Origin of the sequence: Sphaerospermopsis aphanizomenoides BCCUSP55 (assembly GCF_001586785.1) — a bacterium.
Taxonomy (GTDB): Bacteria; Cyanobacteriota; Cyanobacteriia; order Cyanobacteriales; family Nostocaceae; genus Sphaerospermopsis_A; species Sphaerospermopsis_A aphanizomenoides_A.
Window position 1 is genome coordinate 1 of sequence record NZ_LUFH02000100.1, and the last position, 22,644, is coordinate 22,644.

At 38.1% G+C, this 22,644-nt stretch carries 17 protein-coding genes and 1 tRNA gene; 8 read left to right on the top strand and 10 right to left on the bottom strand.

Going from position 1 to position 22,644, the window contains the following annotated elements:
• Positions 1 to 70 precede the first annotated feature (70 nt).
• Both A0J48_RS21335 and A0J48_RS21340 read right to left on the bottom strand, forming a co-directional pair.
• Complete coding sequence (locus A0J48_RS21335) at positions 71 to 1,213, bottom strand: hybrid sensor histidine kinase/response regulator (protein ID WP_200326601.1); 1,143 nt, start codon at positions 1,211 to 1,213, stop codon at positions 71 to 73.
• 129 nt (positions 1,214 to 1,342) lie between these two features.
• Positions 1,343 to 2,875 carry a response regulator gene (locus A0J48_RS21340; RefSeq protein ID WP_200326602.1) on the bottom strand — a complete coding sequence of 511 codons (1,533 nt, stop codon included), beginning with the start codon at positions 2,873 to 2,875 and terminating at the stop codon, positions 1,343 to 1,345.
• A 607-nt stretch (positions 2,876 to 3,482) separates the two neighbouring features.
• On the opposite strand from A0J48_RS21340, the gene A0J48_RS21345 reads away from it, so the two are divergent.
• The 6 genes from A0J48_RS21345 (at position 3,483) to psb28 (ending at position 12,368) form a co-directional block, all read left to right on the top strand.
• The gene (locus tag A0J48_RS21345) at positions 3,483 to 3,863 is read left to right on the top strand and encodes a response regulator (RefSeq protein WP_200326603.1); all 381 of its coding nucleotides are present in this window, start codon (positions 3,483 to 3,485) and stop codon (positions 3,861 to 3,863) included.
• A gap of 125 nt (positions 3,864 to 3,988) precedes the next feature.
• Complete coding sequence (locus A0J48_RS21350; RefSeq protein WP_200326604.1) at positions 3,989 to 5,053, top strand: putative bifunctional diguanylate cyclase/phosphodiesterase; 1,065 nt, start codon at positions 3,989 to 3,991, stop codon at positions 5,051 to 5,053.
• 56 nt (positions 5,054 to 5,109) lie between these two features.
• Complete coding sequence (locus tag A0J48_RS21355; protein ID WP_200326605.1) at positions 5,110 to 9,120, top strand: response regulator; 4,011 nt, start codon at positions 5,110 to 5,112, stop codon at positions 9,118 to 9,120.
• 132 nt (positions 9,121 to 9,252) lie between these two features.
• Entirely contained in the window at positions 9,253 to 9,987 is a 735-nt protein-coding gene (locus A0J48_RS21360) for an RNA methyltransferase (protein WP_200326606.1), read from the top strand.
• 298 nt (positions 9,988 to 10,285) lie between these two features.
• On the top strand, positions 10,286 to 11,866 hold the full coding sequence (locus A0J48_RS21365; protein ID WP_200326607.1) for a serine hydrolase: 1,581 nt from the start codon (positions 10,286 to 10,288) through the stop codon (positions 11,864 to 11,866).
• A gap of 127 nt (positions 11,867 to 11,993) precedes the next feature.
• On the top strand, positions 11,994 to 12,368 hold the full coding sequence (gene psb28 / locus A0J48_RS21370; protein ID WP_200326608.1) for a photosystem II reaction center protein Psb28: 375 nt from the start codon (positions 11,994 to 11,996) through the stop codon (positions 12,366 to 12,368).
• Positions 12,369 to 12,442: 74 nt separating this feature from the next.
• Here the strand turns inward: psb28 and dprA are convergent, their stop codons facing one another.
• From dprA to A0J48_RS21395, 5 genes are all read right to left on the bottom strand, one after another.
• A complete protein-coding gene (dprA, locus tag A0J48_RS21375; protein WP_234301074.1) occupies positions 12,443 to 13,588 on the bottom strand; it encodes a DNA-processing protein DprA in 1,146 nt (381 codons plus the stop codon).
• Between the two features lie 9 nt (positions 13,589 to 13,597).
• A complete protein-coding gene (locus tag A0J48_RS21380; protein WP_200326609.1) occupies positions 13,598 to 14,257 on the bottom strand; it encodes a DUF2301 domain-containing membrane protein in 660 nt (219 codons plus the stop codon).
• 796 nt (positions 14,258 to 15,053) lie between these two features.
• Complete coding sequence (locus tag A0J48_RS21385) at positions 15,054 to 16,298, bottom strand: hypothetical protein (RefSeq protein WP_200326610.1); 1,245 nt, start codon at positions 16,296 to 16,298, stop codon at positions 15,054 to 15,056.
• A 293-nt stretch (positions 16,299 to 16,591) separates the two neighbouring features.
• Positions 16,592 to 16,664 (bottom strand) — tRNA-Arg (locus tag A0J48_RS21390).
• Positions 16,665 to 16,697: 33 nt separating this feature from the next.
• Positions 16,698 to 17,903, bottom strand: coding sequence for a murein hydrolase activator EnvC family protein (locus A0J48_RS21395; RefSeq protein WP_200326611.1), 1,206 nt, complete (start codon positions 17,901 to 17,903; stop codon positions 16,698 to 16,700).
• A gap of 101 nt (positions 17,904 to 18,004) precedes the next feature.
• Here A0J48_RS21395 and A0J48_RS21400 point away from each other — a divergent pair, with 101 nt between their 5' ends.
• Entirely contained in the window at positions 18,005 to 18,301 is a 297-nt protein-coding gene (locus tag A0J48_RS21400) for a hypothetical protein (protein WP_200326612.1), read from the top strand.
• Positions 18,302 to 18,607: 306 nt separating this feature from the next.
• Here A0J48_RS21400 and A0J48_RS21405 read toward each other — a convergent pair whose 3' ends face one another.
• Complete coding sequence (locus A0J48_RS21405; RefSeq protein WP_200326613.1) at positions 18,608 to 20,266, bottom strand: FAD-dependent oxidoreductase; 1,659 nt, start codon at positions 20,264 to 20,266, stop codon at positions 18,608 to 18,610.
• 193 nt (positions 20,267 to 20,459) lie between these two features.
• Here A0J48_RS21405 and A0J48_RS21410 point away from each other — a divergent pair, with 193 nt between their 5' ends.
• A complete protein-coding gene (locus A0J48_RS21410) occupies positions 20,460 to 20,804 on the top strand; it encodes an ArsR/SmtB family transcription factor (RefSeq protein ID WP_200326614.1) in 345 nt (114 codons plus the stop codon).
• 23 nt (positions 20,805 to 20,827) lie between these two features.
• On the opposite strand, the gene A0J48_RS27205 is transcribed toward A0J48_RS21410, so the two are convergent.
• Positions 20,828 to 21,058 (bottom strand): hypothetical protein, encoded by a 231-nt coding sequence (locus A0J48_RS27205; RefSeq protein ID WP_234301075.1) that lies wholly within the window; start codon positions 21,056 to 21,058, stop codon positions 20,828 to 20,830.
• 109 nt (positions 21,059 to 21,167) lie between these two features.
• Entirely contained in the window at positions 21,168 to 22,451 is a 1,284-nt protein-coding gene (locus tag A0J48_RS21415) for an energy transducer TonB (RefSeq protein ID WP_234301076.1), read from the bottom strand.
• Positions 22,452 to 22,644 lie beyond the last annotated feature (193 nt).

The window sequence follows — 22,644 nt, forward strand, 5'->3', positions numbered from 1 at the left end:
CTGCGCCCCCTGCGCCCCCTGCTTCCCCTGCTGACCCAAACGATGGAATATTTTTTTAGTTGGAAGTCCCTTATTCCTGCTTGAGTGGTAGGGATACGGTGATATTAGTGCCTAATTTTTCTTGACTTTCCACAACAATATTACCCTGAAGAACTTCAACACATTTTTTGACAACTGCAAGTCCTAAACCTGTTCCTTTAATTTCACCTACATTACTACACCGATAGAAAGCTTCAAATAAGTGGGGCTGACTTTCTAATGGAATTCCTATTCCTTGGTCTCTGACTTGGAATGTAGCAACCTGATTATGACATTCTAATTCAAACTCAATTTTTGAGCCAGATGGAGAATACTTAACGGCATTAGCAAGTAAATTTGTGAAGATACGCTGGAGTAATATTACATCCATTTCTGCTTGTGTGTTGCCAGTGCAGGTAAAACAAATTTGATGTTGATTGCCTATACTATATTGCAAAGTATCAATGAGTTCATGACAAAATTCTTCTAAGTTGACTGATACAGCTTGATACTGCACTTTTCCTGCTTCTATACTACCCATGAGTAATATTTCATCCAATAAGCAGAGTAGATGATCAACAGCATTATTAATTTTGGATATATAACGGTTAATTGTTGCCGGTGAAGGAATAGTACTACCACATTCAAGTAATCCGGCAAACCCTTGAATGCTGGTGAGTGGATTCCGGAAATCATGGGAAATCATCGACACAAATTCTGATTTAATCCGGTTAAGTTCTTGTTCTTTTTCTAAAGCTTTGATGGCTTGATATTTTGCTTGTTGCAGTTCTATTTGCATCCTGCGTAAGCTTAACTGATTTTCAATTCGAGCCAGCACTTCTTCTAGTTGAAAAGGTTTAGTAATATAGTCTACACCACCGATGCGAAAAGCTTTGACTTTATCTATGGTATCGCTGAGGGCGCTGAGAAAAATGACGGGGATTTCGTGAGTACGCTGATCGAGTTTTAGACGTTCACAAACCTCATAGCCATTCATATTTGGCATATTGATATCTAAGAGGATAATATCTGGATGCTCAATTTCCACCGCCCGGAGAGCGATCGCACCACTATTAGCACAACGTACCTCATAGCCCTGTTCTTCTAACATACTGGAGAGTAAATGCAGATTATTGGGTGTATCATCGACAATTAAGATGTTGGCTTTACTAGAGTATGTGTGCAAATTATTCATAACTAAATTTAGTTTAAGTAGTAGTAAATAAATTTTCAATAAAAATGGATTGCTTTTATATCATTAAACCCAACTCCACAAGGTAAAAACTGAGTCTCCAACGAGATTTTAGCTGACTGGAGCTACATCTTAATTCTGATTTCTCAGAGTGCGGGTGCGCTGAAGACGGTTAATAATTCTGGTAAACAGTTCCTGGGGAATAATAGGCTTAGTTAAATAGTCATCCGCACCAGTCATAAATGCTTGTTGTAATGTTTCTGCATCCGTACAAGCAGTCAGAAATAGAATTGGTAGCCAATTCCAGTTATGATTTTGACGTACAGAACGGCACAAATCTAAACCTTCAGTACCACTAGGCATATTGATATCTAGAATCAGAAACTCTGGTTGATTATATGTCAAAGTTGTCCAAAAATGGTCTGGACTAGTTAAACAAGTTAACTGCACACCCAAAGGTTCAAGTAGTGTTTTGAGAGTGAGCAAAATTTGTGGATCATCATCTACTGCCAGAATTTTGGCATTAATTGGTTCAGATGGGAGAAATTTTTGTGTTTGAGAAGTTAAACCAATTAGCTGGTTAGTTGTTGTTTCTAGTTCTTGACGTAAGGTAATCACCAACGGTTCTAATTTCTGAGCAAATTTCTGTTGGTAGATTAGTCTATGGTGCGACCGTGTAGCACTCCCCAAGTATTGCAACTTAAAATCAGATTCTAATAAAACTTCTATTTGCCGAGCTAAAACACTGCCTTGTTCAAAGCCAAACATACCCAGAGAACCTGCCAGTTTATGGGCATTTTGGATAGTTGTTTGATATAAATTTTCATCAAATATGCCTGCTACCAGAGAAGATATAACTTGTTCTACAGCAATCAGACGTTCAAAAGTTAAGTTTTTTGTCTGCTGCCAAATCTCTGCTATAGAAGCATCTAATATTTCTTGTCCATAAGTATTGATCTCACAGGTATTACTGGGGTTATCAGCTGCTATAAAACTAGGATTAATCCTGTATCCTTGTCCATAAACTGTTTCCAAGAAATCACTTGCACCAACAGCTTTTAACTGCCGACGAATATTTTTAATATGGGATCTAACTGTAGATTCATTAGGTGGTTCAGCATCAAAAGACCACAGGTGATCAACAATATCTCTGCAACTGTAAATCCGGTTCTGGTTGCGGAGAAACAATTCTACTAACAAGTATTCTTTGCGGCTAAATTGTAACAGATTTGCTTGATAAGTTACTTCATGTATACTGGGGTCAAGTTGTAAGTTACCACATATCAATACAGGAGAAGTGGATGTACTTTTACGACGAACTAAAGCACGAATTCTAGCTGCTAATTCTTGGACATTAAACGGCTTGACAACATAATCATCAGCGCCGCTATCTAGCCCTTGTAGTTTATCAGTTGTTGTATCACGAGCAGTCAGAAGCAGCACTAAAACTGGATTTTTATGATCTCTGAGACGACGACAGAAACTGATTCCATCTAATTTTGGTAGCATTACATCCAACAAAATCAAATCATACTCACAACTTTCTACCAGTTCCCACCCAGCCTCACCATTTTTAGCAACATCAACAACATAATTTTGCTCTGTTAAAAGCTGTGTCAAAACTTTAACTATACTTTCATCATCATCTACTACTAGAATCCTCATAAGTTTTTGATTTTAAATTCCTCCCTAGTCTGATTTTTAGTTAAAAATTATAATTATATAGGAATCCTATTTGATTATTGAACAAAAACCCATACACCTAAAAATTCTAAAACTCTTTTGTCTCTTGCAAGAGTGCCTTTTGCCTGCCTCCGGTACGCTACCGCGTTAACATAGTTCCTCTGAAAGAGGCATCCAAACTAACCCGTATTCCTATATATGATTTTATCATAAGTAATGTTACTGAAAATTCGGTTAGTCCCTGATGACAAACAGTTAACGAAGGCAGGGTCAGTGTTGGTAAAGTGATATTTGCTGTATATTTCAAGTATCTAGCCGTTAGGAGGGAGTTGATGACCGAGTACGGAGTACTGAGTAAGTAGGTAGGCGTTAAAATTTATCGTTATGGCAAGGCAAAAGGCAAGAGGCAAAAGGCAAGAGGGAAGAGACTTGCAGAGAGTTTACTTTTTGTAACATACCTCGGTTTTTTCAAGCCGACTTACTTAAACAGTAAAGAGTGGTTGATTCGGATTTTCACTTATCGCTGATTTGATCACTGACTGCTACTGTATATTCAGAATCAAGATTTCAGAATACTTCGAGGTTATTCATGACAACAAAAAAAGTTTTAGTGATTGATGATGAAGATGATATCCGGGAAGTTGCAAAAATTAGCTTGGAACTGATGGCAGAATTAGATGTAATTTTGGCTCGAACAGGTAGCGAGGGGATACACAAAGCCGAAACTGAACAGCCTGATGCAATTTTACTAGATGTGATGTTGCCAGATATGGATGGAGTGAAGATATTTGAGCAACTCCAGTTAAATCCTGCCACTAAGAATATTCCTGTGATTCTCCTGACTGCCAAAGTGCAAGCGGCAGATCAACAGCGTTTTGCCAACTTGGGTATTACAGCTATGATTGCCAAACCATTTAAACCTGCTCAATTAGCTCAACAGTTGTTAGTATCTTTAGGTTGGAATAATTGAAAGCTGTTGCCAAGCTGAGATGTCTCCACAAATTTTCCATCATTCAAACCTAAGATTGCTGACTATCAGCCTATTAAGTAACTGACACAATTACTACTTGACTTCTAAGCCAGCATCAAAATTTTATGACTATAATTCAATCCATCAATCTTCTACCTCATGCGATTTCTAACCCCAATATCCAAGAGCAAATATCTGGGGATATCAGTCACGAGTTGCGTACCCCTTTGACGGTGATTCAGGTGGCTCTTGATATTTTAGGCTCTGGCAAGTTAGGTAATCTATCTCAACAGGAATTACGGATGATAGATATTGCTACTAGCAATGTGGAAAGGCTGATGCGGCTCACTAATGCAATTGAGCAACAACCAGAAGCTCAAACCACATTTTTATCTGGGGAACAAATAGCTCAACTGCGATTAGAGAGGGATCTGAAAATGGCACTCATTCGCAATGAGTTGACCCTTTGCTATCAGCCGATAGTTTCTTTACAAAGATATCAAATTTTAGGATTTGAAGCTTTACTGCGCTGGCAACACCCAACTTTAGGAATGATACCTCCTGAACAATTTATTCCTTTAGCTGAAAAAAGTAACTTAATTTGTGACCTTGGTCTATGGGTTTTGCAAACAGCTTGTCATCAATTACGAACTTGGCAAGAGCAGTTTCCTGATGATTATGATCGTCTGACAATCAGTGTTAATGTTGCTAGTAAACAGTTAGCTAACCCTGATTTAGTAGTACAAGTTGAGCAGATTTTACAGACAATAGGTTTAAAGTCTTCCAACTTAGTATTGGAAATTACCGAAAGTGCGATGATGGAAAATGCCGTAACTGCAAAGCGAACATTGGAAAAATTGCAAAGCCTGGGAGTGCGGGTTTACATTGATGATTTTGGTACTGGTTATTCTTCTCTGAGCCGGCTGTATGAACTGCCTCTGAATGTCTTAAAAATTGATCGTTCTTTTGTGCAGAAATTAGATTCTCCCAGTGGCAAGCAAATAGTTCAAGCAATCGCCAACCTAGCAAATGACTTAGGACTAGAAGTGATAGCAGAGGGAGTGGAAACAGTCGAACAATTTTTAAAGTTACAATTACTTGGTTGTCACCAGGGACAAGGATATTTTTTTGCCAAACCTCTAGGAATTTATGCAGCTACTGAATTACTAAACAGTTCCAAATCCGATTAAGGTAAATTGCTAGTTAGCGAAATTGTCGGGAGCATCCCTAATATGCAAGTTAAATTATGAATCAGTTGCAAACTTCATCAGTTCTCGCCAATATTTTAGTGGTTGACGATAATCCAGTCAATTTAATTCTACTATCTAAAGTGCTTTCCAATTGGGGTTATAAGGTGCGGTCTGCACCAGATGGTGAAATGGCTTTACGGTCAGTTCAGGCTAAGTTGCCTGATTTGATTTTGCTAGATATTATGATGAAAGGCATGGATGGCTATCAAGTTTGCCAAAAGCTGAAGGAAAATGAAAAGACCCGTGGCATACCTGTAATTTTTATTAGTGCTTCACATGAGCCTTTAGATAAAGTCAAAGCATTTACTTTAGGTGGAGCTGATTATATTACTAAACCCTTTCAAACAGAGGAAGTAATTGCCAGGGTTGAAAATCAACTGCGGATTCAGCGATTACAAAATAAGTTGCTTGAACAAAATGAAGAGTTATTGCAAAAAACCCAGGCACTAGCTGATTTTAGTTCTAGTCTTAAGCATTTACATCGCATCAATATGACTGATTTTCATCAGTTGGAAGCCTTGTTTTTAGATTATTTAGATACAGGTTGTCAAGTGCTGCGGTTTTCTGCTGGAGCGGTTGGTAAAATTGATAATCAAACTTATTCTTTTTTGGCAGTTAAATCTGAATTTCAATCCTTAAAGCCTGGTTTGAAAATAAATTTATCTGATGCTTATTGTGGCAAGGTATTTGAGCAACAAAAAACTATAGCATTTCACCATGTTAAAGAAATGGAAGAGATGCGCTGTCATCCACTTTACCAAAGTATGAAATTAGAATCTTACATTGGTACTCCTATTTGGGTGGACGGTCAATTTTATGGAACACTGTGCTTTTTTTCCACAGAAATCAGATTTCAGAAATTTGATAATCATGAGCAAGAAATTATTGAATTAATGGCTCAAAGCATTGGTAAATTTATCAGCGCCCAACAAATAGAAATTAAACGCCAACAGGCAGAGGAAAAATTAAGAAAAAGTGAGGAACGCTGGCAATTAGCAATTCAAGCTAGTCAAGATGGCATTTATGATTTTAATTTACAGACATCTAAAGTTTTTTACTCTGGTCGCTGGAAGGAAATATTAGGTTATGCAGAAGAAGAAATTGACAATAATATTGAAGAATGGCTAAAACGTATTCATCCAGATGATATGGAGTGTGTGATTAAGGCAAATTCCAGTCATCTCCATCGGGAAATTCCCTTCTTGATGCAAGAGTATCGACTACAGTGTAAAGATGGTAGCTATAAATGGATTTTAGAACGGGGACAGGCACTTTGGGATGAAAATGACAAACCCATTCGATTAATTTGTTCCCATACAGATATTAGCGATCGCAAACGTCAGGAAACAGCCTTAAAATTAATTGTCGCAGGTACAGCATCAAAAACAGGCAATGAATTTTTTCGTTCTCTGGTGCGTTATTTGGCAGAAGTTTTACAAGTTCGCTATGCCTTTGTCACTAGATTTGTCGATACTTCCAAAACCATACTTCGTACCCTGGCATACTGGCAAGGAGAAGACTTTGGTCAGGACTTTGAATATAATTTGATCGGGACAGCTTGTGAACAAATATTATCTGGAGACATGGTATATTATCCCCAGGGTATTCAGTCATGGTTTCCAGACAATCAACATTTAGCAGAATTAAAGGTAGAGAGTTACTTAGCAATTGCTCTTCATGATTCATTAGGCAATATTCTCGGACATTTAAAAGTTCTGGATACTAAGCCAATGGTGAAAAACCAAACAACTGAATTGATTTTAAGAATTTTTGCCGCCCGCGCTGGTGCAGAACTAGAAAGACAATTATTTGAAAATGCTTTACAAGAAAATATAGAACAGCAACAGGCAACATTGCGGGTAGTGGAACGAATGCGTCAGACTCTAGAAATTGCCCAAATCTTTCGCACCACAACCGAAGAATTAAGACAACTGTTGAAATGCGATCGCGTGACTATTTATCGTTTCCATCCTGATTGGAGTGGAGAATTTGTAGCTGAATCTGTAGGTGATGGATGGATTAAGTTATGGCATGATGATGATAATAATCATCTCCCTAGCCATATTAAATTAACAGAAAATACAACTTTACATCAGCGATGTAATGTGAGCAATTTTGATAGAAGAAGGTTGAATAGATCAGATATAAATAATAATTTTTATGATCATGAAGTGCAAGATACTTATCTACAAAATACACAAGGCGGATTTTACCATCAACCAAGCAACTACCGAGTTGTAGAAGACATATATACAGCAGGCTTTGACGATTGTTATCTTCAACTTTTGCAAAGTTTTCAAGCTAGGTCTTACACAATTGTACCAATTTTTAATTATGGTAAATTGTGGGGATTGTTAGCAGCTTATCAAAACTCTCACCCCCGGCTGTGGAAACAAAATGAAATCAATCTCATAATTAATATTAGTAATCAGTTAGGCATTGCCCTCTATCAAGCCGAATTATTTACTCAAATTCAACAACAATCTCTAGAGCTAGAAAAAGCCAGAGATGCAGCCGAATCAGCGAACAGAGCTAAAAGTGAATTTTTAGCTAATATGAGCCATGAATTGAGGACTCCCTTAAATTCAATCATGGGATTTACTCAAGTTATGAGCCGCGATACATCCCTAAATCACAAACATCAAGCACATCTTGATATTATCAATCGTAGTGGACATCATCTGCTAGAACTGATTAATGATGTCTTAGAAATGTCCAAGATTGAAGCAGGGAGAATCAAACTTAATAAAACTAGTTTTGATTTACATTACTTACTGCATAATCTAGAAGATTTATTACGGCTAAAAGCTAACTCTAAGCAGTTAACCCTAATTTTTGAACGCGATCCTGATGTTACCCAATATGTCACCACCGATGAAGTTAAACTACGCCAAGTTTTACTAAATTTATTAGGAAACGCAATTAAGTTCACCCAAGAAGGAGAAGTAAAACTGCGCGTCATTACCAAAGAAAGCAACGATACTTCTACTTCTCTACTTTTTGAAGTAGAAGATACGGGCATAGGCATTAAACCAGAAGATATCAAGCGATTATTTACACCTTTTGTACAAGCTAGAACTACTGATGCACAAGAAGGAACAGGACTAGGGTTAACTATTAGTCAAAAGTTTGTCAAATTGATGGGAGGTGAAATCACAGTTGATAGTGTGATTGGTCAGGGGAGTATATTTCGGTTTAATATCAAGGTAAATTTTGCCGAAAAAGCAAATGTTCCCATGCAAATATCTAAACAAAGAGTGATTCACCTTGCTCCTGCTCAACCCACATATCGGTTACTAATTGTGGAAAACCAATGGGAGAGCCAACAACTTTTGGTAGAGTTACTTTCACCGCTAGGGTTTGAAGTATATACAGCAGAAAATGGTCAAGAAGGTGTGGAATTATGGCAACGTTATCAACCACATCTAATTTTTATGGATATGCAAATGCCCGTTATGGATGGCTATGAAGCTACACTACAGATTCGAGCAGCGGAAACAAGTCAAATAAATAGTTTAAAAAAAATAAATAATTTAAATAATTTAAATAATTTAAATGAGCGAGATGATTCAACTGCTGTTCCACAGGAAACTAAAATTATTGCTTTAACTGCAAGTGCATTTGAAGAACAACGTACTCATATTCTATCTATAGGTTGTAATGATTTTATTCGTAAACCTTTTCGAGAAGAATTTTTGTTGAATAAATTAGCTGAACATCTAGGAGTTAAATACATCTACGCCAATACAACAGAAGATATCGCTAACGAAGAACAACAATCTTTATCTATGACTCTTTCTGCTTCATCGTTACAGGTCATGAATGATGAATGGATCAAGCAATTAATGCAAGCTGCTAGTAGATGCAGTAAACGTCAAACTCTACAACTGATCGATCAAATTCCCCAAAAGCAAGCAACCCTAGCAAAAGCTTTAACAGATTTAATCAATGATTTTAACTTTGAGAAGATTGTGCAGTTATGTCTGATATCATGTTCGTTGGAATAGTGATCATATCTGTTAAGGCAGGGAATAGGGAATAGGGTGTAGGGTGTAGGGTGTAGGGTGTAGGATGTAGGGGAGTGTGTCAATTTTGCCTTTTCCCACTGACAACTGATAACTGACAAAAGGGGGTTAAACATGGGTTTGGCTGGAATCAGAATTGTGTTGGTAGAACCAGCAGGCCCATTGAATTTAGGCTCAATTGCTAGGGTGATGAAAAATTTTGGCTTACATAACCTAGTATTAGTTAATCCCCAGTGCGATCGCTCATCTTTTGATGCCTTAAAAATGGCCGTTCACGCTAAAGACATTTTAGAATCTGCGGTCATAGTTCCGACATTACCAGCAGCATTGCCAGGATGTGTGCGAGCGATCGCTACCATCGGCCGTGATTATAGCGGAGAAATATCTTTAGAGTCTCCTCGTACAGCCCTACCGTGGTTATTAGAAGAAACAGAAAAGCCAGTAGCCTTAATTTTTGGCAGAGAAGATAGGGGTTTAACCAATGAAGAATTAAATTATGCTCATAAATTAGTTTTCATTCCTACCAATTCAGAATACCCATCCCTAAATTTAGCTACGGCAGTATCCATCTGTTGTTACGAATTATCACAATTAGCAGAAATATATACAACACAGAAAAATCCCACAACCGAAATCGCACCCTTCGAGATTGTGGAACCTTACTATCAGGAATTAGAATCTTTACTATTATCCATAGGGTATCTTTATCCCCATACAGCAGCCAGTAGAATGGAAAAATTCCGCCATCTATATAATCGCGCTCATATCCAAACTACCGAAGTAGCTATGCTGCGTGGGATGTTGCGACAAATAGAATGGGCAATTCGTAATTTGGAAACAAGGGAATAGGAAATAGGGAATAATTAATTTTTCCTTCTTTCCCTCTTCCCTCTTCCCTCTTCCCTCTTCCCTGTCACCTGTCACCTGTCACCTGTCACCTGTCACCTGTCACCTGTCACCTGTCACCTGTCACCTGTCACCTAACTAGCAACTTACGTCAATATGAATTAAACTAAACTTAAAAAAGCTACTTAGTCCCAGAAGGTGATCTGAGTGATCAAGGTGCATAATATAGTTAATTTTGAATTTAATTTTGGTTTGGATTTAATTTTGGGTCGAACGTTTACGTGGGTAACAAGGAGTAGCAGTGTCAGAATCAAGTGACAAACTAATAGCTGTCTCACAACGGCAACCACAGCGTCGTCGCCGGACACGCCCAGTCCAAAAGACAGCACCGAAGCCTGTTAAGAACCAGCAAAAAGGTGTGACTAGACCAGAAGCTGTGGCCTTAACACGGCTGAATAATCATATCAGTGCCTCTGCTCTCCCGGTTGGGGGGCAAAGACCATCATCTAGAATAGTCATGCCAGTAGCAGTTAAACCCATCCCTAAGCCCAAGGAAAAAATTCCGCCACCAGCTACTGGGAAAGTAAAGACTGTGCGTGTTCAAAAGCAAGGAAAGCCAAAAATAAATAGGCGGCCATCGCGCAAAACCCAGTTAAAGCCAATGGCTAAAACTATACTATATATGCTGCGGTTGTTGATTGTTGGAGTCGGCATAGGTGCTATTGTCGGTACGCTGTTGTCAGTCTTAGACCCCGCTAATCGCATCCCTAAAACTGCTTCCCCTCCATCTGGGACTAATGTTACCCAATCTAATTCTAATAACCAAGCCTCTTCTGGTTTATACCTATCACAAGAAATTATTCCTTTAAAAACTACTGTACAAAATCTGGCAACACCATACCCAAATCTGATTCCTGGGGTATTCATGGTAGATTTAGATACGGGTGCTTATGTTGATATTAATAGTAATGCTAGTTTTCCGGCGGCCAGCACAATTAAGATTCCCATTCTGATTGCATTTTTTCAGGATGTGGATGCAGGAAAAATTCGCCTTGATGAAATGTTAACTCTGCAAAAAGAGATGATTGCAGAAGGTTCGGGCAGTTTACGCACCCAATCTGTAGGTAGTCAATACACGGCGCTAGATATTGCTACAAAAATGATTACTATTAGTGATAATACTGCCACAAATATGCTCATTACTCGATTGGGAGGCCAAGAAGTATTAAATGAGCGTTTTCGTAGTTGGGGATTAGCAACTACAATGATTCGTAATCCACTACCAGATTTACAAGGCACAAATACCACCTCACCTAAAGAATTAGGAGATCTAATTGCTAAGGTAAATCAGGGTAATTTAGTGAGTATGCGATCGCGTGATTTAATGTTGGATATTATGCGTCGCACAGAAAGAGATAATCTTCTACCTTCTGGTTTGGGAGAAGGAGCTAGAGCTTATCATAAAACCGGTGATATTGGCACTATGTTGGGAGATGTTGGTTTAATTGATATCCCCACCGGTAAGCGTTATATAGCTGCTGTAATGGTCAAACGTCCCAATAATGATCCTAATGCCGAAAAACTGATTAATTCCATCTCTAAAGCAGCTTACCAACACTTTAGTCAAACTACTGTCACACCCAGCACTCCTACAAATAATCCACCGTCAACTAGTTTTCAGCCTCCAGTTCAACCAGTTCAACCAGTTCAACCAGTTCAACCTATTCAACCTATTCAACCTATTCAACCTATTCAACCTATTCAACCTTTCATTCAACCCCAGGTGATGAACCCAATCATGCCTAATGGTATGGTGAATAATGTCCCTATGGGTACTTATCAACCTCCTGTAATGACTCCACAATATTACCCACCACAGTAAACAAGTTAAAAATCAAAAATCAAAAGTCAAAAGTCAAAAGTCAACAGTTGCTTCCTATTTACAAATTACGAATTACGAATTACGAATTACAAATTACAAATTACAAATTACAAATTACAAATTAATTATGACATCTACCCCTCCATCAATTCAATTTTTTGCAGGTGTTTTTGAAGAATTGAGTAATGTGAGTTTACGACGGGAAACCCGTACTGGTAAACGTATTGTTTTAATGCAATTTGAACAATTACAAGCTTTATCAGGTTTTAATAGTTTTACTAAACAGTCGCTAAATTCTCTATTGTTAACTGATGAAGAAGGAGAAATTAGTGTTACTCCTACAGGAACAAAGTTTATTTTTGGTGGTGATGAAGGGGATGAATTAAAAAGGGTAGATTGTCAATTTGAAATTGAACAAGATAATCATTTTGATAGAGTTATGCGTTTTCTGCACCGTTACGCTGAAGCTAATGGGATGGAATATGGAGAAAAGGATAATTGATAATTGATAATTGATAATTGATAATTGGTAAACTTCCTACTGTCACCTGTCAACTGTCACCTGTCACCTGTCACCTATAATTTCTGATATCGCATTCCTGGAAGTTGAGAAACTAAACCCATCAATTCTAACTGTAATAAAGAACTAGAGACTAAACCAGCATCCATACCCGTTTTTTGGACAATAAAATCAAAAGGTAAGGCATCAATAGCTAACGTATCTATTACCTGTTGTAATTCTGGTTCTAATTGAGGTTGAGTAGGTTGAGGTAAAGGAGCAGATTGAACTATTGATTTAACTATTTGTGTGTCTACATCTATTTGGGGAATTGCACCCAACATTGTTAATAATTCACTAAGTTGTTGATTGATTAAACCTGCACCTTGACTAATCAATTTTAAACATCCTTGAGATGGTTGATCATCAACTCTTCCTGGTAAAGCGTAAACATCTCGACAAAATTCATTAGCATAGGTAGCTGTTATTAATGCACCAGATTTTATTCCTGCTTCCATTACTAATATCGCTCGACTTAAACCAGCAATAATGCGATTTCGACGAGGAAAATGGGTGCGGTTAGGTGCAGTTTTCGCGGGATATTCACTAATTACTATCCCAGATTTTAAAATCTGTTGATATAAATCTTTATTTTTATAGGGATAAATAACATCTACACCTGTTCCCACTACCGCTATTGTTCTTCCTCCCGCTTTCATTGCGGCTGTATGACTTTCGGTGTCTATTCCTTCGGCCATACCGGAAACAACTGTAAAACCATTTTTTGCTAAAGCAGTGCTAATTTGACGAGTCCATTTAATTCCATATTCTGTAGGTTTACGAGTTCCCACAATTCCTACTAAGGGTTTTTGTGCTGCATTTTCTTGTAAATCAACTTCACCACGATAATATAAAATCGCTGGAGGACTAGGAATTTCTTTCAATAATTGGGGATATTCTGAATCTGCTGGTGTCCAGAAATGAGGGTTTATTTGTTGGTGTTGAAGAAGTAGTTGTTCTGGGTTTAAACGACTTCTTTGTTGGACGACTTTTTCTAAAGTTTGAAATCCAAAACCTTCAACTTGTCGCAATTCCCCTGGACTAGCTTTCCATGCAGTTTCTAAACTACTAAAATGTTGCTGTAATCTTTGCAGTAATATTGGGCCAATTCCCGAAATTTGCGACCAAGCTAACCAATATTTGCGTTCTTCTATAATTGACATTTCTGAACATTAAACCTTTGCTAATCTTTGATTTTCTAAATAATCAAACACAGATTTATCACCAATATCTGCGGGAATATTTTGTACTGTTTTCCGCAATGCAAAGATTAAAAAGAAAATTACCCAAATTCCTAATAAAACCTGTTCAGCTTGAATTGATAAAATTCCGGTTAAATGTCCTAATAAAAGCAAGGGAACAAGGGGAGTTAAGATTTTAGTTTCTAAACGATGAAAACAGAAACCTTCTTTAAAGAAAATCCCGGTTAAAGCCGCAAAGGTAAAACCAACACCAAATAAAGTTAAAGGTTGATTATAAACAGTAATTGCAAAAGGTTGACTGTCAAAATGTGCGAAGATAAAAGCCGAAATACTGCCAATAATCCAAAAAAGCTGTAAAATTTGGTGCAGTAATTTCATGTAAATGTGAATAGTTAATAAACTCACACCCAAGGCTAAACTAAAACAGGTGTAAAGCGGAGTAATGGCTTGAATAGCTACAGGTTGGTGAGGATAAAATAAAGCTAAACCGCTACCGATCGCAAAACTAATGGCGGCTATCATTAAACTTGCACGGTAGATGATCACACCTGTGCGATCGCCCTTCGTAATTGTAAATTCGCCAAACTGTCCTTGATAGACTTCTGGTGTCGATAATGTTTGTGTAGTCATACAAATTAACTGAGAAGCAATTCTATCTACTAGTTTAATCACTAATGGGACTTAATGTCGTTTGCTAAATTAAATGACCACTTAATCAATTAACTGTAGGGTTAGGTTTAAAGTTACGCCTGTGTGGGTTGATGTTTGTGTCATCGGTGTTTTATACCGTTTAGGGAGATGGTATAATTTTAGAAGAAAATTTAGAATATTGAGATCCTTAGTGTAGCTCATCTTAGATATTACTTGCTATCTTCTAGTATCAAATTAATCACAACATTGGTTTCGATTCCTCACATGAGTTGAAAGTTTTTCATGTAAATGATATAATATAACCGTGGGTGAACGTCGGCTTCATGCCGTGTGTTTGAGTAGCTTGTCTACTTAAACCTAGCCCACAAACCATTTTTGTCAAAGATTTTAACAAATTTCTTACTTAATAGCAGTCTTTTAATATACAAGTATTATTACTATAGTAGTAAAATCGTTGTTTTAATTCGGCTCTTTCATATTCTATCAGAAATAATGTGTGTGAATTTGTGATGATTGTTAATATTGGAACTTAAATATATATTTTTTTAAGGAATAAAATAAATACGTATCAACCCATTTCTCAAGTAAGGAAAATAAATCAAATTATCAAAGACATCACTACAACTATATATATCAACAAATCATTCAAAAAAATGTACAATTACTTACTTTAGAATAGTAAGTTTTTTCTTCCATACCGCTTCTTTTTGAAAATACTTTTACAATATGTTATTAATACTTCATTAAGTAACATACTGTAAAATATTAATATAGTTTATCTTTTAAATTTAATTCGGTTTACTTGTTTCCCATTTGTAATTTTTCTGTGAATTCGATGTTTTGGAATATAATAACCTGATACTTGATCCCAGTTGAAAAGTGTAAGTATCACTCGATCACAGAAATGGTGAAGTTGTAAATAATTTTGAATTTTTTCAATATAACTATTACCAACTACTTCTCCTTGGTGTACTATTTCATTACGGATCTTTGTATAATCTTTAATCCAACCTTTCAAGTTGTTTGTTTGACAAAAATCGTCAATAATATCATGAAAGCCAGCAACATTATTTCCAATTTTAAATCTAAATTCAAGTGAACCGTCTGTCCTGGTTCTTGTACAAAAAGTGCCTCTAGGAACAGCAATATTAATAGCGTAATTATATCGCAAAATTTCCAAAAAATTACATATTAATAGTGTTTTATTTTCTATATAAGGTGTATTTTTAGCTAATATACCTAACTTAATTAGGTGTCTCAATTTGTAAATATTAACTTTTGATATATAATCATTATAGGTAGATTCAATAAAGTGAATCACGTCTTCTTCACTATAAATGACTGTATTACCTTCTCTTAATTTAGTATTTTCAGGGGAGATATATTCTAAATGAACTATCTTTGTATCATGTAAAACTTGTATTTTCGCAATTGAACACATACGTCCAGAGGCAAAAGTAATCAGCAAACAAATAGAATCAATTAGCTCAATAACGTTTTCTAAGTCAGCAAAAGTAACTCCATCTACTTCTAGTAGATGGCTTATGACTCCTTCTGAATAAGGTTTTATAACAACTTTATGTTGTCCTATAATATTAATTTCTGTAAAGTTACTTTGATAAATTTCTGGTTCTTTTCCTTCTTGTTCACGAGTAACAATCAAAGGTTTAAAAGAATATGGAATATTCGTTAAATAAATTTGTACTAACACACTATCATGAGCTTTAGGAGGATTTTTAGATACTAATTTAGCAGAAGGTAACTTCACTTTGTATTCTTGAATATTTTCTTTGATCGTCTGTTCAGTTCTTTTTTCACAAATTGAACCTGATGTTTTATCTAACAATAAATCTGAGAAACCTATCACACTTTCCAGAGAGCAATCTGAAGTTAAAGTAGGATAATTAATTTCACAAGGGAATACAGTCGCTAAAACAGAACAATCATCTTGTTTTTGCTCAAGATACGTCTCTGCACGAATTACCTTGTTGTTAACTTCAAAATTGCAGTAAAGTTTCATGTGTTTTCTCCTTAACAATTAAAAGACTGATGGTTAGTTAGTTCACCGATACATGATATTACTCAGCATCTAAGCACCAACTTGGTTTGCATAGAATTTGAGATAGACATCACAAACAGATAACTAAGTTTTAACTAGGCTTGTCCCAAGTCTTATACTCTCTCGTTGACCCAAACCTGACCCAAAACCAACTTAAAACTGACCCCAAAGAGGTCATAATGGAGTAGAGAATGAGAGAAACTAACTAACCCTGTAATAACCTAGAATCTTTATCTGATGATACTTTGAAGAAACGAGCGCGGAGGGATTTGAACCCCCGACCCACAGAACCGGAATCTGTTGCTCTATCCACTGAGCCACGCGCCCAAAATACTTTTCTAGTATAGCATACTTTTTAAATTATAAATAATTAGCAGGATCAACTGGTGTACCATCGCGTCGGACTTCAAAATGCAGATGGGGGCCTGTGGATAAACCTGTCGAACCAACAGCAGCGATCGCTTGTCCTTTCTCTACAGATTGCCCTTCTGTCACATACAACTCACTACAATGTCCATATAGTGTGGTAATTCCTTTGCCATGACTAACAATTACAGCTTTACCATAACCACCATACCAGCCAGCAAAAATCACTGTTCCTGAATCTGCGGATCTAATGGTGCTACCATAACCCGCCGCAAAATCCAAACCTGCGTGAAAACGCCGATAACCGAGAATAGGGTGTATTCGCCAACCAAAGGGACTACTAGTAGGTGCATCACTAGGAAAGGCAAAAATACCTGTACCACGAACCCAAATTTTACTGTTAGCTTTGGCTTGTGCTGCTTCTCTGGCTTCCTTAGCTTTTTGTTCCGCAATCTTTTTTTGAATCAATACTGTTAAATTTTGGGAATCTTTTTCTAATTGATTTTGTGCTGCTTCCAAGGCCAAGCGATCGCTATTTAAACGGGAAATCAATTCTGCTTGTGACTCTGCTTGACTTTGATAATCGGCTTTCTGCACTAATAATTGCTCTCTAATTAAGGCTATCAGATTTTTTTGTGTTTCTACTTCTGTTCTTTGCCGCAGTAACAAATTAGCCTGGGTTGCTAGTTTAGCTAAAATTTTCTGGTCTGCTTGATACACAAGCTTTAACTGATGACGACGGCTAGTAAAATCACTTAAATTCTGACTTTGCAACAAAACCGCTAATCCGTGAGAAGCTGGATAACGTTGAAGATATTGTAATCTCGCTATAGTTGCAGCCTGTCTTTCTTGATAGGTACGTTCTGCTACCAACAAATCAGCTTCTAACTGCTGGAGGCGTTCTGTAGCAAATTTTAACCTAGCTTCACTGTCTTGAATTTGGCTGTTAGTAGTTTGCACATTTTGATTTAAACCAGTTAAATGTTTTTGTGCTTCCTTTTGCAAATTCGTTAAGCGGTTCTGTTCTTGAATCACATTCTGACGCTGTTGCTGAATTTGCTGCTGCTGTTGTTTGAGATTATTTATTGTCGGCGGAGATGCAGCATATACTGGTAAAAATACCAAACCCACCCAGACAATACTGCACAATGTCAGTAACAACCACCGAAATCTGATTTTTCGCCAAAATACCGTTTTCATCTCGTGATATTCAGCCCAAGAAGTGCAAGCACAAACAGTATTATGCCCACAACTGGGAAAAATTTAACACTGTCACCTGTCACCTGTCACCTGTTATTTTTATGAAAACACGCCCAGGAATTCTGATTTTAACTTTAGTCATACCAGGTCTATCAGTATTTCTTATTTCTCTTTATTACTTTGGTACGGATTATTCCGCACTGATCAAAGCTGAAAGTTATGTTTCGCAGTTGGTAAGGGATGAAAAGGCTAATGAAAAAAGTCTACAATTTGCCTATCATCGAGCCTTAGCCCATCGGATCAATGTTTTTGCAGATGCTACTTGGGCATTACTGGGATTTGCGATCGCCGGAATAGGCATACATGGTTTAGTTACTATTGCAGATACAAACAACTGATAAGTAGTCGTGCAAAATAAATTTTATAGTTAGGAGAGGGAACAGGGAACTCTTAACAGGAAACAGGTAAGGAACACAAACATTTTTGTTTTCACTCTATATGTTAAATTAATTTTGCTTGGGTACTTATAGCAAGGAACAGATGATTTATCCTCCACACCCCATACAATAAACTCCTTGATGAACTAAAACAAAAATCAATATTTTTTCACAAAATTTTCCTCAAAAGGAGTTGAGGAGAGTTCTAAGTGCTGATCTTTTAAATATTTTCAGGACTGGTACACCACCATTTTTCTCAATTACGAATTAGGAATTATTTTTCCCAGCTTGATAAGTTTTAAAACCTCCACTCAGGTTGTAAGCCTGAAAATTATTTAACCGCAGCGCACGAGTAGCATAATAACCCCGTTGTCCTACTTGGCAATATACCCAAATATTTTGATCAGTTGGTAACTCCACCATCCGCTGACGCAATTCAGATAAAGGTATATTGATGGCGGTTTCTACATGGTCTGCTGCAAACTCATGCACTTCTCGCACATCCAGCAGCACCCCATCTAACTTCGGCAAATCTTCCCAATGTACCAAGGGTGCATCTTCGCGCAGGTCATTACCTGCAATCATTCCCGCAATATTCACCGGGTCTTTAGCTGCACCAAACTGGGGTGCATAGCATAACTCTGCTTCTTCCAAGTCATATACTGTTGCTCCCAATTGAATTGCGATCGCCATCACATCAATACGCTTTTCTACTCCTGCTTCTCCTACTGCTTGCGCTCCTAAAAGCCTGCCATCTTCAGGAGAAAACAGCAATTTCATATTAATCGGTTTGGCATTGGGATAATAGCCAACATGATGCCCTGGATGCAGGTAAACTTTGTCATAATCCCAACCTAAACGTTTGAGTGTCTTCTCGTTAGCACCAGTAGTAGCAATTGTTAAACCAAAAATGCCACAAACAGATGTACCTTGCACTCCTCTAAATTGGGTATTTCTGCCAAAAATCGCCTCTGCGGCTATTCTTCCTTGACGGTTAGCTGGCCCTGCTAAGGGAATAAATGTCCATTCTTTAGTGACAAAATCCTGTACTTCTACCACATCCCCCACAGCCCAGATTTTCTCGTCGCTGGTTTGCATTTGTGCGTTGACGCGAATCCCTCCCCGTGTGCCAATTTCTAAGCCTGCTGCTGTTGCGAGGGTGGTTTCTGGACGTACTCCAATGGCTAAAATCACTAAATCGGCTGTGTGTTTTTCCCCTGATTGGGTGATAACATTAATACTGTCGTCGGCATTAGCTTCAAATCCAACCACGCCATCACCCAAGCCTAATTTAACACCATGAGATTCTAGTAGATCATGAATTGGTGTGGCCATTTCTGGGTCAAGGGGAGCCATCACCTGAGTTTGATTTTGTAATAAAGTGACGGAAATTCCGCGATGAACAAGATTTTCAGTCATTTCTAAGCCAATAAAGCCACCACCAACCACTACAGTCCGTTTTACTTCTTTTTTACTAATCCACTCGCGGATGCGACGACTATCAGGTATGGTTCGCACGGCAAAAATTCCCGGTAAATCAATTCCTGGTAAGAGTGGACGAATGGAAGCTGCTCCCGGTGCAAGTACCAAAGCATCGTAGGGTTCTTGGTAAATTTCCCCGGTTGTGCGGTTTTTGACGGTAATGACAGCAGCTTCCCGGTCAATTCCTAGAACTTCGTTTTCTAAGCGGACATCAATATTAAATCGCTGTTTGAATAAATCTGCATTTGCGACTAAAAGCTTTTGTTCATCCGTAATTACATCCCCAACGTAGTAAGGTAAGCCACAGTTAGCAAAGGAGACAAACTGACCACGTTCAAAAATAATAATTTCGGCTGTTTCTGATAACCGACGCGCTCTTGCAGCAGTTGAAGCGCCACCCGCAACACCACCAACTATCAACAGGCGTTTTTTGTGATTTGTCATTTTTACCACTCCCAAAGAGAATGAACGCAGAGATAATAACCTAAGTTGCGAAATGTCTGGTTAAGGCTGGTAATTGGTAATTGGAAAAAACGTTTGCTTCTTGCTTTCCCTGTTCCCTAATTAGCAACTAATGTTAGTTATATGTTATACTACCATATAGTAATATGATAAAAAATCTTCGTTGCCATAGTTCATGTTAAAAACTTCACCAGCGGCTCTAGGACAAATTGCTGATTATTTTAAGGTGCTGTCGGAGATTAGCAGGCTTCAGGTTCTCTGTTCGCTAAAGTCAGGTAGTAAAAATGTCACAGAAATTATTGAAACTACTGAATTGGGACAGGCAAATGTTTCTAAACATCTGAAGATACTCACCCAAGCGGGAATTGTCAAGCGACAACCACGGGGGGTAAGTGTTTATTATGAAATTACTGACCCGTTAATTTTTGAGATCTGTGAATTGGTGTGTGATCGCCTTTCAATTCGCTTACAAGAACAGTCACAGCAGTTAAAACAACTAGAACTATTGCATGAAAGGTAGAAAGCAAGTTTATTCAGCAAACCCTAATTAGTATCACCTGATGGAGATGATTGTTGATTTGGCTCTGAAGATGTAGGTTGTTCCAAAAGCCGCCGCCGTCTGGTAGGTTTGGGACTGCTTTCACTATTGGAATTGACTGAGGAAGCCGGGGTTATTTCCCGTCTTCGTCTTCTTTTCCTTGTTTCTCCTGACGATGAAGAAGTATTAGTTGCAGCTTGATCTCTTCTTTTTCTTCTTCTGAGAGCTTCTCCCAAACGCTGTCCTTTGGTTGTGGAAGTGGAAGTAGATTCTGTGGATGCGGCTACATTTCTTGGGTGGCGAATGCTTCTGGTTTCTGTAGTCGATTCTTTGGGAAGATTTTCGCTAATATGATGTTACCAATCTTCTTCTGCGTCTGGGTGTTTCAGTGGCAGAATTACTCGCACTGTTAGTAGATTCACTGTTTCTTTGTTCTGTTTCTCTTTGTTTCTTGCGTTCCTGTAATTGGCGATGTCGTTGAGAACCTGCGATCGCATATTCAGTACCAATAGTTACACCTTGTCTACCACTGGAACTACCCTTGAGCTTCCATTTCCGCGCTCTATCTAGGTGTTCTGCATCTAATCTATCATTACCACTGGATCTCAATAACCGCACATCAGTAACATTGCCCTGAGCATCCGTATCCACAGCTACTTCAACTCTACCTTCTAAACCTCTCTTTCTCGCCCATTCTGGATAACTACTATTACACTCCCGACAAGCAGCACGACCATCACCATTCCCAGAATTAGTTCTTATTTTGGGAGTTGTTGGTGCAGTTGCAACTGTTGAACCGCTACCATTGCCACTGTCACTACCACTGCCACTGTCACTGCCACTACCGCTACCACTACCACTGTCACTGCCACTGTCACTGCCACTGCCACTACCCCTACCGCTACCACTGCCACTACCATTGCCAGGAATACCATTGCCAGGAATACCTGAAGAGTTCGATGTTGCTGTGCCATCACCTTCATTACCCTCTGCCGTACCCTGAGAAGGTTGTGAAGCTGCTTGATTTGCTCGATTATCTCTAATTCCTGCCAGTAATTTGCTTAAATTGGCACTGGATTGTGAAAATGTTTGTACTGTCGTGCTATCTCTAGATGAGGTTTGAGTAAGTATATTTTGGGGTGCAGACGCTTTTACTTGAGATTGGGGTTCTAATTTCCTTTCCGAAACAAGTTCTTTGGGTATAGAAGGTAAAGGTTTAAGAGCTTCTATTTTCGGAAATGGCACCACAGGAGATGCTTTAGTGGCTACCACCTGGTTTTGTTGTGGTTGCGGCTTTAATTCAGATGTAGAAGAACTGTTGTTGATACTCAACCCACCACCGCCACCAGGCTGACTATCTGAACTAGTCAAAATCTGGGATTTTTCGGCAACATCAGGTTGTGGCTGTTCTGCTTTTTGTAAAGGTTCTGTTTCTGGTGGAGTTTCTACAACAGTAATTTCCATTGGTTCTTCTGCAATTTCCGGCACTTTCATTAGCAGATTGCCAATACCAGAAGCCAGCAACCCAATATGTAGAGTCAACGATCCAATCAAGCTATAGGTCAAAAAAGTTGTAAGTGCCTTTAATTCTCTTTCTCGCTGCTCTAGGGCTGTGCTAGAAAAACTCATATAGTTATTGCTAGACAATTTCATTAATTCTGGAAGAATATCAAAGATTAGATTAAAATGTCAATCATTGACACTCCCCGGTCTAAAGACACGGGGATTCTACATTCATCGTCAAAACTTGCTCAACCAGGTTTGCACCAAGTAGAGTAGAGGCTTCAACTCCTGTAGCGTTACTTTGGGGATGCCCTCCCCT

Excerpts from the sequence above, each read along its gene's own strand:
- A0J48_RS21335 (WP_200326601.1), bottom strand. The coding sequence starts at position 1,213 with ATGAATAATTTGCACACATACTCTAGTAAAGCCAACATCTTAATTGTC.
- A0J48_RS21340 (WP_200326602.1), bottom strand. The coding sequence starts at position 2,875 with ATGAGGATTCTAGTAGTAGATGATGATGAAAGTATAGTTAAAGTTTTG.
- A0J48_RS21345 (WP_200326603.1), top strand. The coding sequence starts at position 3,483 with ATGACAACAAAAAAAGTTTTAGTGATTGATGATGAAGATGATATCCGG.
- A0J48_RS21350 (WP_200326604.1), top strand. The coding sequence starts at position 3,989 with ATGACTATAATTCAATCCATCAATCTTCTACCTCATGCGATTTCTAAC.
- A0J48_RS21355 (WP_200326605.1), top strand. The coding sequence starts at position 5,110 with ATGAATCAGTTGCAAACTTCATCAGTTCTCGCCAATATTTTAGTGGTT.
- A0J48_RS21360 (WP_200326606.1), top strand. The coding sequence starts at position 9,253 with ATGGGTTTGGCTGGAATCAGAATTGTGTTGGTAGAACCAGCAGGCCCA.
- psb28 (WP_200326608.1), top strand. The coding sequence starts at position 11,994 with ATGACATCTACCCCTCCATCAATTCAATTTTTTGCAGGTGTTTTTGAA.
- dprA (WP_234301074.1), bottom strand. The coding sequence starts at position 13,588 with ATGTCAATTATAGAAGAACGCAAATATTGGTTAGCTTGGTCGCAAATT.
- A0J48_RS21380 (WP_200326609.1), bottom strand. The coding sequence starts at position 14,257 with ATGACTACACAAACATTATCGACACCAGAAGTCTATCAAGGACAGTTT.
- A0J48_RS21385 (WP_200326610.1), bottom strand. The coding sequence starts at position 16,298 with ATGAAACTTTACTGCAATTTTGAAGTTAACAACAAGGTAATTCGTGCA.
- A0J48_RS21395 (WP_200326611.1), bottom strand. The coding sequence starts at position 17,903 with ATGAAAACGGTATTTTGGCGAAAAATCAGATTTCGGTGGTTGTTACTG.
- A0J48_RS21400 (WP_200326612.1), top strand. The coding sequence starts at position 18,005 with ATGAAAACACGCCCAGGAATTCTGATTTTAACTTTAGTCATACCAGGT.
- A0J48_RS21405 (WP_200326613.1), bottom strand. The coding sequence starts at position 20,266 with ATGACAAATCACAAAAAACGCCTGTTGATAGTTGGTGGTGTTGCGGGT.
- A0J48_RS21410 (WP_200326614.1), top strand. The coding sequence starts at position 20,460 with ATGTTAAAAACTTCACCAGCGGCTCTAGGACAAATTGCTGATTATTTT.
- A0J48_RS21415 (WP_234301076.1), bottom strand. The coding sequence starts at position 22,451 with ATGAGTTTTTCTAGCACAGCCCTAGAGCAGCGAGAAAGAGAATTAAAG.